The sequence below is a fragment of the Flavivirga algicola genome, from assembly GCF_012910715.1.
Taxonomy (GTDB): domain Bacteria; phylum Bacteroidota; class Bacteroidia; order Flavobacteriales; family Flavobacteriaceae; genus Flavivirga; species Flavivirga algicola.
The window spans coordinates 668,633-681,267 of sequence record NZ_JABBHF010000001.1 but is presented as its reverse complement, the minus strand read 5'-3'; the positions used below and the strand labels follow the sequence as shown (position 1 = coordinate 681,267).

Genomic DNA, 12,635 nt, shown 5'->3' with positions numbered 1-12,635 from the left:
CATACTGCCGTGGCGTTAGTCGATACCGATGGCGATGGCCTTACCGATTGTGAGGAGACTACTGGAATCGATAACCCAGCTACACCAGAAGTACCAACGGGTACGAGTGATGAGAACGATCCATGTGATCCGATGCATACTGCTGTAGCATTAACAGATACGGATGGAGATGGTGTAACAGATTGTCATGAGTTAACACCACCAGATGGAGAAGCTCCAACGGATCCAAACGATCCATGTGATGCTATATTAGCAGATATAACATTAGTTCAAACTGGTGCTTATCTGATAGCAGATTGTGATGGAGATGGTGTAATCAATGGAGATGAGTTAAGTCCTCCAGATGGGGAAACGCCTACTGATCCAAATGATCCATGTTCATTTGTGTTAGCAGACATTTTATCACCAAGTATGGCATGGAATGCTGCAGATTGTGATGGAGATGGAGTAACCAATGGAAACGAGATAAGTCCTCCAGATGGAGAAACTCCAACAGATCCATTATACCCTTGTTCATATAGGCCAACAGATATTAGCTTAACAGTTACTACAACAGTGAGTTGTATTGGAGAACTAGAGGTGACAAAAATAGCTGATGTGTCTAATAGAGGGCTAGGAGGTACCATTACCTATACTATTTTAGTAGAGAATACAGGGAATGTAACGCTAACGAATGTAGGGTTGGTAGATACATTCACAGATGCAAATGGCAATCCATTAACCTTAACGGAAGAACCTGTTTTTGATGATGCCGATTTAGGTAGTCTTGAAGGTACTTTATTATCAGGAGAAATAGCAACGTATACGGCTACTTTTGATATAACGGAGCAAGCTATAAATGCGGGAGGCGTTGTAAATAGTATTGTAGGATCGGGAACGACACCTGGTTTTGAAACTATAACAGATATGAGTGATGATGGTGATGACGTAGACGGAAATACCGAAGATGATCCAACGGAAACAGAATTAGGATGTTTAATAGTTCTTAATGAGTTCTCTCCAAATGGAGATGGCGTTAATGATTATTTAGTGATTAATTGTATAGAAAACTATCCAAATAATCGATTAGAGATCTATAACCGTTGGGGTAATATAGTCTATAAGAAGCAGGGCTATGATAATGAATTTGATGGCATATCAAACGGAAGATCTACCATAAATGGTACGGAGAAGTTACCAGTAGGGACGTATTATTATGTATTAGACTTAGGAGACGGTTCTAAGCCAAAAGTAGGTTGGTTATACATTAATAGATAAGATAGTAAACAAACAACTAAAGAAATTAAAAATGATAAAGCAATCATCATTGACAAAAAGTTTAATTTTAGTAGTGTTTACTGCACTATTATCTCTAGAATTAAATGCACAACAAGATCCACAATACACACAGTATATGTATAATACAATGAGTGTAAACTCAGCTTATGCGGGTCAACGAGAGGTATTGAGTATAACAGGTCTATACCGTACTCAATGGGTTGGAATTGAAGGGGCACCAAAAACAATAACTTTTGGTGCACACGCACCATTAAGAAATAAACGTCTAGGACTAGGCTTAAATCTTGTAAGCGATCAATTGGGACCAGCAAGTGAAACATATGTAGATGTTAATTTTTCGTATACCATTCCTATAAATGAGATTACGGATACAGAACTTTCATTCGGACTTAAAGGAGGTTTTCACTTATTGGATACCGATTGGAGTAAAGGTATTTTTCAATATCCAGACAGATTATTTAATGACAACCTTAATCTATTTTCACCTACTGTAGGTGCAGGTGTGTATTTGCATTCGGAAAAATGGTATGTAGGACTTTCTGTTCCAAACTTTTTTAGAACAGAGCACTATGATGGTATTCAGGAATCTGTAGCTACTGAACGTTTACACTATTTTTTAATAGGAGGTTATGTTTTCGATGTAAATGAAAATACAAAGCTAAAGCCAGCTGTTTTAGTAAAAGGTGTATCGGGAGCCCCATTAATAGCAGACCTTTCTTTAAATGCCTTATTCAATGATAAGTTCACATTAGGATTAGGTTATAGGTGGGATGATGCAGTTAGTGGTTTGGCAGGATTTCAAGTAAGTGACGGTTTATTTATTGGATATGCTTATGATTTAACAACCACAGGCTTGAGTAATTACAATAGTGGTTCGCATGAAATTATGTTAAGATTTGAATTGCAACAATTGGGAAGAATTATATCGCCAAGATTCTTTTAAAAAGACGTAGGACATGAAAAAAAGATTATTTATACTACCGTTATTCGCTTTAATATGTGTTAATGTATCCTTTTCTCAAAAAGGTATAGCAAAAAGTGTCAAAAAGGAATACGATAATTTGTCGTATATAAAAACAACAGAGAAACTTTTAAAAGCTGCAAATGAAGGTAATAAGTCGTCAGACTTATTACAAAGTTTGGCAAATTCATTTTATTTTAATGGTAAGATGGAAGAAGCTTCAAAATGGTATGGTGAATTAATGGATTTGGATGTTGAAAATTTAGATCCAGAAAATTATTTTAGATATTCACAAGCATTAAAAGGAATAGGAGATTACGCTAAAGCAGATAAGGTGCTGCGTGAATTTAGAACTTTAAAACCAGACGATTCTAGGAGTAAATTGTTTAATGCCGATTATTTAAAGATTATCGAGAAGCGATCTGATGATTTTGAAATGAAAAATTTAGAAATTAATACGCCTTTATCAGATTTTGGAACTTCAGTTTATCAAAATAATTTAGTTTTTGCCTCTTCAAGAAGTAAAAGTAAAAAACTTTACAATTGGAATGAACAACCCTTTCTAGATATTTTTCAGTTAAATTCGGATGGTACAATTTCAGAAATCAAAGGCGATATAAATACAAAATATCATGAATCGTCCACTGCGTTTACCAAAGATGGAAAAACCGTTTACTTTACAAGAAATAATTACTACAAAGGAAAATTTAAAAAGAACACCAATAACATTCACGGTTTAAAAATTTATAAAGGAACATTAATTGAAGGAGAATGGACCCATATTGAATCTTTATCCTTTAATAGTGACGAATATAATGTAGCCCATCCAACATTAAGTGTAGATGAAACGAAATTATACTTTGCCTCAGATATGGATGGTACATTGGGAGGATCGGATATTTTTGTTGTAGATATTAATAAAGATGGTACCTATGGAGAGCCAATAAATTTAGGGCCAAAAATTAATACAGAAGGCAGGGAAAATTTCCCTTATGTAAGCGATAACGGTACCTTGTATTTCTCATCAGATGGTCATCCTGGATTAGGAGGGCTAGATGTATTTGCTTTCAAGAATATTGATGAGATAGCCAGCTCATCTAATAAAACTCACAATATAGGGCGGCCTATAAATAGTCCTAAAGATGATTTTGAATATATTATAAACGAAGAAACGCTTGAAGGTTATCTTTCTTCAAATAGAGAAAATGGAAAAGGGGATGACGACATTTACAGCTTTAAGAGAAACCCTTATTTGCAACTAATAACAGGTATCGTAATAGATAAAAATACCAATCAGGTCATAGCAGGAGCAGATGTTGTCATTGTTAATAGTGCAAATGAAGTTGTTGAAACCTTAAAATCTGATGCAAAGGGTGAATTTAACCTTAAATTACCGAATAATAAAAGTCAATTCAAGTCTGAAGTGGTAAAAGAAGATTATAAAAAAGATATTCAAAACTTTATTATAGACCCAAAAACAGATGAAGAGATAAAATTAAAATTAAGCTTAGAGCCTAAACCAAACGAGGTTGATTTATTTAATCTTCTTAATTTAAAGCCTATTTATTTCGATTATGATAAATCGTATATAAGACCCGATGCAGAAATAGAACTAGCTAAGATTATAAATTATATGAAAGAGTTCCCTGAAGTAAAAGTAGATATAAGATCGCATACAGATTCAAGAGGAACAAAATCTTATAACCTTGTCTTATCGCATAAGCGAAATAAGGCGACCCGAGAATACCTTGTTAAGGTAGGAGGTATCGATGAAAGTAGATTAACAGGTAAAGGCTATGGGAAAACAGTACTTATTAATAAATGTTCTAAGGGCATTAGATGTAGTGAAGAAGAGCATCAAGCAAATAGAAGAAGTGAATTTATATTGGTTGTAAACTAAATTAAACGACATCTTATAAAAAGAAAGGCATTCATAAACATATGGATGCTTTTTCTATTTTATAAACAAGTTTTAATTTTAAATATTTAACTAGAATATGTTTTTTTAATATTTACTTGGTATTTTTGTAATGCTATGGAAGAAGAAAAAGTGATTCTTGTTAATGAAAATGATGAGCAGATTGGATTAATGCCAAAAATGGAAGCCCATCAAAAAGCCTTGCTGCACCGTGCATTTTCTGTTTTTATTTTTAATGATAAAAATGAACTCATGCTTCAGCAACGGGCTTTAAATAAATACCATTCTCCTGGACTTTGGACGAATACGTGTTGCAGTCATCAACGTGATGGAGAAACTAATATTGAAGCAGGGAAAAGGCGTTTGGAAGAAGAAATGGGATTTGTAGTAGACTTGCAGGAATCCATTTCGTTTATCTATAAGGCACCATTTGATAATGGATTGACTGAACATGAGTACGATCATGTTTTATTAGGTAAATATAATGACGCGCCAACTATTAACCCAGACGAAGTGGTTAATTGGAAATGGATGCCTTTAGAAGAAGTCAAGGCAGATATTTTATCGCAACCTGAGTTATATACAGAATGGTTTAAGGTGATTTTTGATAGATTCTACGGATATATAAATATTTCTAAATGAGAGCAACGGTTAGTAGAAAGGCACATTTTAACGCAGCCCATCGTTTATATAGAAAAGATTGGAGTTTTAAAAAGAACGATGCGGTTTTCGGAAAGTGTAATAACCCAAACTTTCATGGCCATAATTATGAACTTATTGTTAGTATTACTGGAGAGATCGATCAAGAAACAGGTTATGTTATTGATATGAAAATCTTAAAAGATATTATTAAAGCTGAAGTTGAAGATGCCTTTGATCATAAAAATTTAAATGTTGAAGTACCAGAGTTTAAAGATTTAAATCCAACGGCCGAAAATATAGCGGTCGTAATCTATAATAAGATAAAGTTAAAATTGGTCTCACATTTAGAATTGGAAGTGACCCTGTTTGAAACCCCTCGTAATTTTGTAACCTATTCGGGAAAATAAATGAACAATACATTATACCCACTTAAATTTAGCCCTATTTTAAAAGATAAAATTTGGGGAGGACAAAAATTAAAGACTATTCTCAATAAAAAAAGCGATTTACCAAATATTGGAGAAAGCTGGGAGATTAGTGATGTAGAAGGTGATACATCTATTGTACTGAACGGCTCTTTAAAAGGACATTCGTTAAAAGAGCTTCTGGAAACTTTTAAAGGGCATTTAATTGGAGACAAAAATTATAAGATATTTGGAAATAAATTCCCCTTACTTATTAAATTTATTGATGCTCGGGAAGATTTGTCAATTCAGTTGCATCCTAATGATGAACTAGCTGCTAAAAGACATAATTCTTTTGGGAAAACAGAAATGTGGTATACGTTGCAGGCAGATAAAGGATCCAATTTAATAGTTGGTTTTAACCAAGAGATGACCCCAGAAAAATATTTAAGCCATTTAGAAGATAAAACGCTTACTAAGATTTTAAATTTTGATAAAGTTAAAGTTGGCGATACATATTTTATTGAAGTAGGTCGTATTCATGCTATAGGAGCAGGGGTTATGGTAGCCGAAATACAGCAGACAAGTGACATTACTTATCGTGTTTACGATTGGGATCGTGTGGATGATCAAGGTAACGAAAGAGATTTGCATAATGATTTAGCAATTGATGCATTCGATTTTAACATGCCAGATAATTTTAGAGTATCTTATTCTAAAACAGAAAATCAGTCTAATAAAATGGTGAGTTGTCCCTATTTTACAACAAGTTATTTAAAAGTTACGAAAACGCTTAAAAAGAAAAATGAACACGATTCATTTTTAATATATATGTGTGTAGAAGGTGCTGCAGAAATTTTAGTCAATGGTGTTTCCGAACCTATAAAAAAAGGAGAAACCATATTACTTCCTGCAGCCATTAAAGACTTTGAAATAGCTTCTAAAAATGCTACACTATTGGAAGTTTATGTTTAATTTTGCAATCAAATAAAAAATACAGATTATGGCAAATGTTAGAGATTTAAAAAAAGACATTAACTATGTTTTAGGAGATATTATTGAAGCGGTTTACGTATGGGAATATGAAAACACAGACAAAGATACAAAGAAGAGCGAGGCAATTATTGATGAAGCAATTGCTGTTTTCGATGCGTTAATTGCCAAGGTAAATGCCAAGAATGTTGAAAATGCCAAAGCGCATTTTAAAGCAATTAATGTTGAGCTAGAAGCCAAGGGTAAAGCCCTAATTGAAAAAATCAATAAATTGGGATAAATTTTTTAACGGACTACTTGTAAATATTAATTTAGATATTATATTTGCAACCGTTAAATAAGCCGATGTAGCTCAGCTGGCTAGAGCAGCTGATTTGTAATCAGCAGGTCGTGGGTTCGAGTCCCTCCATCGGCTCTTGAAATTTTGAAAAACATATCAGGTAATTGACCTATGTTTTATGGTTAAAACAGAAGTTAGTTGGGACGAGAAGTTTGTCCTGATCGTAGTCGAAGGGAGTTCTTCCATCGGCTCTTTATAAAAACAAAAAAGACCTTTCATTTAAAAGGTCTTTTTTGTTGGGGTGAATTAAAAAAATGTTATTTCTCCGAAGCTTTTATTTTATCAATAAACAATTGTAATTCTTTACCATATTTAGAGTTTTTAACTTTTGGCGTTAAACTATTATTAATGGTATCTAGAAAATTGATTCTAGCATTGTAAATTTCAGAAAGAGCAAGGTAAGGGGCTACCTCACTATCCTTATTATTCAATGCAAAATTTACGGTGTATAAGTATCTTCTTTTTAATGAATTTTCTGATTCCTTATCTAATTCCTTGATTTTCGCTGTATCATTGCTTTTATGAGCTTCAAAACGTTCCTTAATTAAGTCTAAGTTTCTATGATTCATTCTAGACATAATAGCTTTATATTCTTCTAGTGTTTTCTGTTGTTCAGAACCATTAATTTTTGCATCAAAAACAAAGTTTTTTAATGTTGTATTAATTTCTGTGATGCCTTTATCTGCAAAAAAAGCGATTCGATCTTCTTCAGAGCTATTCTTATCTAAATCCAAAAAGAATATTTCTGGAGATTCTAAATCAGATTGTAATTCGAATTGAGAATTACCATTTATAACTAAAGAATCTACCGTTACTAAAGTAGAATCACTAATTCTTTTAAGATAGATAGTTCCTTTTTTTAAATCTTTAATATGTCCTTTTACTATTAAATCGTGCTGTTTTTCACTACAAGAGATTATTAAAAAAGCTAAAAGTAAAAATGTAATGTTTTTCATGAATAGGGTCGTTTTTATATAATGGCAAATATCTTATAATTATATATTAAATGCTAGCTGCTAATAATTATTTTATGAGGTTGTATTTTTTTGCGTTTTATATGCAATAAATCAAAAAATAAATATAGAATTATATAGTTTGGCACGGATGTTGATGCATAAAAAGTAATTATATTTAATTAAATAAGTTTATTGAGTGGTTACTTTAAACTTAAAATGTAATTCATATTTTTGGTTAGTTAGTTAGTAAAAAAGCATCCTTATATAAGGATGCTTTTTTTATTTTACGAAAAGTTAGGTGGTACTGATTGTAAGCTTAACTAATTCCGCTTTTTCAGCAGAATCTTATTTTATGTTTCTTGGATTTGTCTCAAAGGTATTATTCATAAATAAGCTAGCCACTAAAAAAGAAGTGGTAAATAAATTATCATTAGCTTTAATATCGGCTAATTTCTTTTAAAAAGGTAGCATATTCTTTGGTCATAGACGTTCCTTTTCCAATTAAGCCATAATTTTTGCGTATTATTTGTTTGGTCTCTTTATCAAACCATGCCCGCCGTTTGATATGCAAATACACTATTTTGCCCCGAATAGGAAAATCTTGAATGGTAACTTCTTTAATAAACCCAAGAGAAATTAATTTTTGGGAGTCTTTTTCTTTATGAACGATATTGCGTTCTTCAAAATAAAGGTGCAGAACTTCGTTTTTCTTTGTCTTTTTCACTAAATCAAAATACTCTACTAACATAGAAGGAAGTGTAAGTTTTAACAAGTTTAAATAATTGTTCAAAGCTCTTTTTTGTAAAAATCTAAAACTTATTTCACTTTACATATAACTTTATGAAGTGATCCAATATTTGATATTTAAATGTGTATTTCATCGATATTTAAAGTATTTTTACCTGCAAATGTTAAAATTTTATGCTTTTCGTCGATTTTATATGTTTTTTATCGTCTTAAACCATTTATAGTTTTATTTTTGAAGTGTACTAAATAACACACTTTTTAGTTCAATGGATTAATTAATTAATATTTGCATTATGTTGTTGATATAGAGACCCTAAATCTAGCTTCATAATAAAAAAAGCAAATTGAAAGAAAGCCGAGTTTGAGGGAACTCGGTTTTTTTGTGTTCAATTTTTAATACATTGATAATTTATCTACATTAGCTTACAACTTAAATTATGAGAAAATTAGTTACGCTTATAATCATGTTTTATTGTGCATTCTCCTTTGGGCAACTGGAAAAAGGGTTTGTATATGTTCATGATATTATTCCAGATTTGGATGTAGAACTGAGATATTATTCTTCAAATAATTTTGTAGGAACTCCTATTGATGGGTATCAAGCAAATAAGCTTATATTAACAAAAGAAGCTGCAAACAAATTGAAGTTGGTTCATGAAGAATTGCAAGAGCATAATTTGTGCTTGAGGATATATGATGGTTACAGGCCGCAACAGTCAGTAAACCATTTTATTCGTTGGGCTAAAGACTTAAATGATACAATAAATAAACACATATTTTATCCAGAGATAAAAAAGAGGTATTTGTTTAAAGAACAGTATATTGCTTCAAGATCTGGCCATAGCAGAGGGAGTACGGTAGATTTAACTATAATTGATGGTAATACAGGTGAAGTACTGGACATGGGTAGTCCTTTTGACTTTTTTGGTCAAGAATCCTGGGTGAATTATGAAGGAATTACCGAGAAGCAAAAAGCCAATAGGCAGTTGTTACAGACTATTATGTTAAAGCATGGTTTTAGGAATTACCCAAAGGAGTGGTGGCATTTTACATTACGGGGAGAACCATTTCGTAATACTTATTTTGATTTTCCTGTTAAATAAAAACCTGCCTTTAAAAAAGCAGGTCTTATTTTTTTATTTATAAATAACGATACTATTCCTTGTCTAGATTTTTAGTCATATTAAAACCTACAAATAAACCGATACCAGCCATTAAGAAAATGCTACCTACATATAAAGGGCCTTCTTCAATGGTTGTGTAATTTTCCAAAATAGACCCTATAAAGGTTCCTAAGCCTATCCCCATTAATAATAAGGATACATTTAATATGAGTACTTTCCAAATAGGGGCAGTATGATTATTTCGTCCCCTAACAAAAATTGAGGCGTCTGCTCCCTTTTCTATAAGTGCTAAACGCTCCTTGTTGCGTGTTGAAAAGTATAAATAAAATACTCCGAAGACAGCTCCGAATATTATTGGTACTATGATTAATTCTGATCCCATAATTGTTTGTTTTTAATTGATTAATTTTAAACTGTTCATAGCTTATGACGACACGTTCTTAATTTTGGTTACACTTTTTTAAAAAAATATTTTTTTGCAAAGTGTAACCTCGATGAATATATAGTCGTCTTACCTTAAAAATGACCACCAACGACCAACATTATATCGATCTAATTATAAATGGAGACACGAATGCCTTTGAAGTATTGGTGGAGCGCTACAAGGATTTGGTATTCACTTTAACAATGCGTATGCTTAAAAATAGGGAAGAGGCTGAGGAAGTAGCACAAGACACCTTTATAAAAGCTTATAAATCGTTAAATAGATTTAAAGGGGATTCTAAATTTTCAACCTGGATTTATAAAATTGCTTACAATACGAGCTTAGATAGGTTAAAAAAGAATAAAAAACATTTTAATGATGTAGCTATTGACGAATTTACAGAGCATCAGGTAAAGACCATTGATAATGCTTTATATAATTTAGAGCTTAAAGAACGGGAACAGTCTATTCAAGATTGTATAGCTTTATTACCGAGTGATGATGGTTTTTTGTTAACTTTATATTATTTTGAAGAGCAATCCCTGGAAGAAATTTCCAAAACAATGGGACTAACGCCTAACAATGTAAAAGTGAAGTTGTTTAGAAGTAGAAAAAAGTTGGCAACTATTTTAAAAGCGCGATTAGAACCAGAAATAATTGAACATTATGAACGAGAACGCAGATAAATATTTAGATGATTTAACTAAAAGAGTAATTAAAGAAACTTCATTAGAGAGTCCATCTTTTAATTTCACAGCTTCTGTGATGTCTCAAGTTACAGAATTGAATGATCATAGTGTTACAGCCTATAAGCCCTTAATTTCTAAAAAGGGATGGATAATTATTTCAATAATTTTTTTAGGTCTAGTTGCATATATGCTTTTTGGAATTCAAAAAGAGCAAACAAATTGGTTTGATGCTTTAGATTTAAGTATACTGTACAATAATAAGATAACAGGTTTGTTTTCAGGGTTTTCAATACCAAAAACACTGACTTATGCTATAGCCCTTTTTGGATTCATGTTTTGTATTCAGGTGCCAATATTAAAGAATCACTTTAATAGAAGATTACAGGGTTAAACCCTTGTAAAATTGGTGATTATATTGCTGTGTTCAGGAAATCTTGAAATTAGCATATCTCTTTTAGGGAGTTCAAAGTCATTAAAATCGAAACCAGGTGATACGGTGCAACCTACTAAAGCGTAAGCACCTTTCCCAATAACTTCTGCAGCAAACCAATCTTTGGCTTTCACTACAAACTGAGGGGTCTGTCCAGATTCTATTTCATTTCCTATAATCGCAAAAGAATAAGTGCCATCATTAGAAATTATATGAATTTTTATAGGTGCTCCCTTATAAAAATGCCAAATTTCATCCTGTTTAATTCTATGGAATGCAGAAAACGATTCAGAAGTTAAAAGGAAATAAATAGAGGTTGCATAGTTTCGCTGTCCAGAAAAATCCTCCCCAAGATTTTCTTCGTTAATAGTTCCACCACTTCTATAAACTTCTTTAAAGTAGCCGCCTTCTGGATGTGGTAGTAGTTCTAACTGATCAACAATTTTTTTTATGTCATTCATATATAAAATGTTTTAGTACCAACGTTTCTTCTTCTTTTTAGAAGCAGCACTTTTACGTCCCTTTTTATGCTTACTGCCTGTTTTTTTTGATTTATGAACGATTGGTTTTTCCTTCGGATCCAAAGGATATGGATGGTTTTCAATAACGTCTATTTGAATCTGGATAAGCTGTTGTATAGCTTTTACATAATTCTTTTCATCTGCCGAGCAAAATGAGTAAGAGGCGCCTGTATTTCCGGCTCTGGCCGTACGTCCTATTCTGTGCACATAAGTTTCCGGAACATTTGGTAAATCGAAATTTATAACAGCATCTAAATTATTGATATCAATACCACGAGCCGCAACATCGGTTGCAATAAGAATATTAACGTGGTTAGATTTGAAATTCTTTAAAGCCTCTTGCCTTAAATTTTGATTTTTGTCACCATGAATACTATCCACCTTATAACCATTTTTTAACAGGGTCTGCTCTAATTTTTGAACGCCGAATTTTGTACGCCTAAAAATAAGGATGCTTCCTTTTATAGTATTTCTTAATAAATGCAAACACAATTCAATTTTATTGCGTTTTGGCACATAATAAAGTGCTTGATTTATATTTTTTGATGTAGATGAGTTGGGGGCGACTTCAACACGTTCTGGCTCTTTTAAAATGGTATTTGCTAACTGTTCTACTTTGTATGGTATGGTAGCCGAGAATAACAAGATTTGTTTTTCCTTGGTACAAAGACGTTCTATCTTTTTTACGTCATCAACAAAGCCCATATCCAACATTAAATCAGCTTCATCTAATACCAGTGTTTCTACATAATCGAGGTTGGCTATGTCTTGTTTGTGTAAGTCGAGTAAACGACCAGGCGTGGCGATTAGTATATCGATGCCTTTTTTTAGAATATCTATTTGAGGCTCTATAGAAGTGCCACCATAAATCACGGTACTTCTTAAGTTTGTGTACGTACTATAGTTTTTAAAATTTTCTCCAATCTGTATGGCTAATTCACGAGTCGGGCTTACAATCAAGGCGCGAATTTTTTTTCCCTTTTTGGGTGCATCTTGTTTATCGAATAGTAACTGTAAAATAGGTAATGCAAAAGAAGCCGTTTTTCCTGTACCGGTTTGGGCAGAAACAATAATATCTTTTTTATTTAAAACTAAAGGAATGGTTTTTTCTTGAACTAAAGTAGGGGTGTCATAACCCGTTTCTGCTATAGCCCTTAAAATAGGCCTGTTTAACTGTAAGTCTTTAAATGACATATTTAAATTTTATG

At 32.3% G+C, this 12,635-nt stretch carries 15 protein-coding genes and 1 tRNA gene; 11 read left to right on the top strand and 5 right to left on the bottom strand.

Features of this window, described 5'->3' with window-relative positions; genetic code table 11:
• From HHX25_RS02800 to HHX25_RS02765, 8 genes are all read left to right on the top strand, one after another.
• Window positions 1-1,257 (top strand): T9SS type B sorting domain-containing protein (locus tag HHX25_RS02800; protein ID WP_169669838.1); only part of this gene is annotated, 1,257 nt, incomplete at its 5' end.
• A gap of 31 nt (window positions 1,258-1,288) precedes the next feature.
• A complete protein-coding gene (locus HHX25_RS02795; RefSeq protein WP_169669836.1) occupies window positions 1,289-2,221 on the top strand; it encodes a PorP/SprF family type IX secretion system membrane protein in 933 nt (310 codons plus the stop codon).
• Window positions 2,222-2,234: 13 nt separating this feature from the next.
• Complete coding sequence (locus tag HHX25_RS02790; protein WP_169669834.1) at window positions 2,235-4,139, top strand: OmpA family protein; 1,905 nt, start codon at window positions 2,235-2,237, stop codon at window positions 4,137-4,139.
• A 135-nt stretch (window positions 4,140-4,274) separates the two neighbouring features.
• Window positions 4,275-4,799 (top strand): isopentenyl-diphosphate Delta-isomerase, encoded by a 525-nt coding sequence (gene idi, locus HHX25_RS02785; protein ID WP_169669832.1) that lies wholly within the window; start codon window positions 4,275-4,277, stop codon window positions 4,797-4,799.
• Window positions 4,796-5,206: a 6-pyruvoyl trahydropterin synthase family protein gene (locus HHX25_RS02780; RefSeq protein WP_169669830.1), complete on the top strand. Its 411-nt coding sequence runs from the start codon at window positions 4,796-4,798 to the stop codon at window positions 5,204-5,206. The genes idi and HHX25_RS02780 overlap by 4 nt, the downstream gene beginning before the upstream one ends.
• Window positions 5,207-6,178, top strand: coding sequence for a type I phosphomannose isomerase catalytic subunit (locus HHX25_RS02775; protein ID WP_169669828.1), 972 nt, complete (start codon window positions 5,207-5,209; stop codon window positions 6,176-6,178).
• A 28-nt stretch (window positions 6,179-6,206) separates the two neighbouring features.
• Window positions 6,207-6,476 carry a hypothetical protein gene (locus tag HHX25_RS02770; RefSeq protein ID WP_169669826.1) on the top strand — a complete coding sequence of 90 codons (270 nt, stop codon included), beginning with the start codon at window positions 6,207-6,209 and terminating at the stop codon, window positions 6,474-6,476.
• A 61-nt stretch (window positions 6,477-6,537) separates the two neighbouring features.
• Window positions 6,538-6,611: transfer RNA gene (locus HHX25_RS02765), tRNA-Thr, on the top strand.
• A gap of 182 nt (window positions 6,612-6,793) precedes the next feature.
• On the opposite strand, the gene HHX25_RS02760 is transcribed toward HHX25_RS02765, so the two are convergent.
• Both HHX25_RS02760 and HHX25_RS02755 read right to left on the bottom strand, forming a co-directional pair.
• A complete protein-coding gene (locus HHX25_RS02760; protein ID WP_169669824.1) occupies window positions 6,794-7,492 on the bottom strand; it encodes a DUF4369 domain-containing protein in 699 nt (232 codons plus the stop codon).
• A gap of 436 nt (window positions 7,493-7,928) precedes the next feature.
• A complete protein-coding gene (locus HHX25_RS02755) occupies window positions 7,929-8,282 on the bottom strand; it encodes an ISAon1 family transposase N-terminal region protein (RefSeq protein WP_240964207.1) in 354 nt (117 codons plus the stop codon).
• 394 nt (window positions 8,283-8,676) lie between these two features.
• Here HHX25_RS02755 and HHX25_RS02750 point away from each other — a divergent pair, with 394 nt between their 5' ends.
• Window positions 8,677-9,342 carry a M15 family metallopeptidase gene (locus HHX25_RS02750; protein ID WP_169669822.1) on the top strand — a complete coding sequence of 222 codons (666 nt, stop codon included), beginning with the start codon at window positions 8,677-8,679 and terminating at the stop codon, window positions 9,340-9,342.
• A gap of 52 nt (window positions 9,343-9,394) precedes the next feature.
• Here the strand turns inward: HHX25_RS02750 and HHX25_RS02745 are convergent, their stop codons facing one another.
• Window positions 9,395-9,745, bottom strand: a complete 351-nt coding sequence (locus tag HHX25_RS02745) for a DUF6249 domain-containing protein (RefSeq protein WP_169669820.1) — start codon at window positions 9,743-9,745, stop codon at window positions 9,395-9,397.
• A 140-nt stretch (window positions 9,746-9,885) separates the two neighbouring features.
• Between HHX25_RS02745 and HHX25_RS02740 the strand changes: the two genes are divergently transcribed.
• Window positions 9,886-10,473, top strand: a complete 588-nt coding sequence (locus HHX25_RS02740; RefSeq protein ID WP_169669818.1) for an RNA polymerase sigma factor — start codon at window positions 9,886-9,888, stop codon at window positions 10,471-10,473.
• The gene (locus tag HHX25_RS02735) at window positions 10,454-10,867 is read left to right on the top strand and encodes a hypothetical protein (RefSeq protein WP_169669816.1); all 414 of its coding nucleotides are present in this window, start codon (window positions 10,454-10,456) and stop codon (window positions 10,865-10,867) included. Before HHX25_RS02740 ends, HHX25_RS02735 begins: the two co-directional genes overlap by 20 nt.
• Here the strand turns inward: HHX25_RS02735 and HHX25_RS02730 are convergent.
• On the bottom strand, window positions 10,864-11,367 hold the full coding sequence (locus HHX25_RS02730; protein WP_169669814.1) for a cupin domain-containing protein: 504 nt from the start codon (window positions 11,365-11,367) through the stop codon (window positions 10,864-10,866). The genes HHX25_RS02735 and HHX25_RS02730 overlap by 4 nt on opposite strands.
• Before the next feature lie 12 nt (window positions 11,368-11,379).
• Entirely contained in the window at window positions 11,380-12,621 is a 1,242-nt protein-coding gene (locus tag HHX25_RS02725; RefSeq protein ID WP_169669812.1) for a DEAD/DEAH box helicase, read from the bottom strand.
• Window positions 12,622-12,635 lie beyond the last annotated feature (14 nt).

Bases quoted from the DNA above. Each gene is read 5' to 3' on its own strand.
- HHX25_RS02735 (WP_169669816.1), top strand. From the start codon at position 10,454: ATGAACGAGAACGCAGATAAATATTTAGATGATTTAACTAAAAGAGTA.
- HHX25_RS02780 (WP_169669830.1), top strand. From the start codon at position 4,796: ATGAGAGCAACGGTTAGTAGAAAGGCACATTTTAACGCAGCCCATCGT.
- idi (WP_169669832.1), top strand. From the start codon at position 4,275: ATGGAAGAAGAAAAAGTGATTCTTGTTAATGAAAATGATGAGCAGATT.
- HHX25_RS02745 (WP_169669820.1), bottom strand. From the start codon at position 9,745: ATGGGATCAGAATTAATCATAGTACCAATAATATTCGGAGCTGTCTTC.
- HHX25_RS02790 (WP_169669834.1), top strand. From the start codon at position 2,235: ATGAAAAAAAGATTATTTATACTACCGTTATTCGCTTTAATATGTGTT.
- HHX25_RS02725 (WP_169669812.1), bottom strand. From the start codon at position 12,621: ATGTCATTTAAAGACTTACAGTTAAACAGGCCTATTTTAAGGGCTATA.
- HHX25_RS02750 (WP_169669822.1), top strand. From the start codon at position 8,677: ATGAGAAAATTAGTTACGCTTATAATCATGTTTTATTGTGCATTCTCC.
- HHX25_RS02730 (WP_169669814.1), bottom strand. From the start codon at position 11,367: ATGAATGACATAAAAAAAATTGTTGATCAGTTAGAACTACTACCACAT.
- HHX25_RS02770 (WP_169669826.1), top strand. From the start codon at position 6,207: ATGGCAAATGTTAGAGATTTAAAAAAAGACATTAACTATGTTTTAGGA.
- HHX25_RS02760 (WP_169669824.1), bottom strand. From the start codon at position 7,492: ATGAAAAACATTACATTTTTACTTTTAGCTTTTTTAATAATCTCTTGT.
- HHX25_RS02795 (WP_169669836.1), top strand. From the start codon at position 1,289: ATGATAAAGCAATCATCATTGACAAAAAGTTTAATTTTAGTAGTGTTT.
- HHX25_RS02775 (WP_169669828.1), top strand. From the start codon at position 5,207: ATGAACAATACATTATACCCACTTAAATTTAGCCCTATTTTAAAAGAT.
- HHX25_RS02740 (WP_169669818.1), top strand. From the start codon at position 9,886: ATGACCACCAACGACCAACATTATATCGATCTAATTATAAATGGAGAC.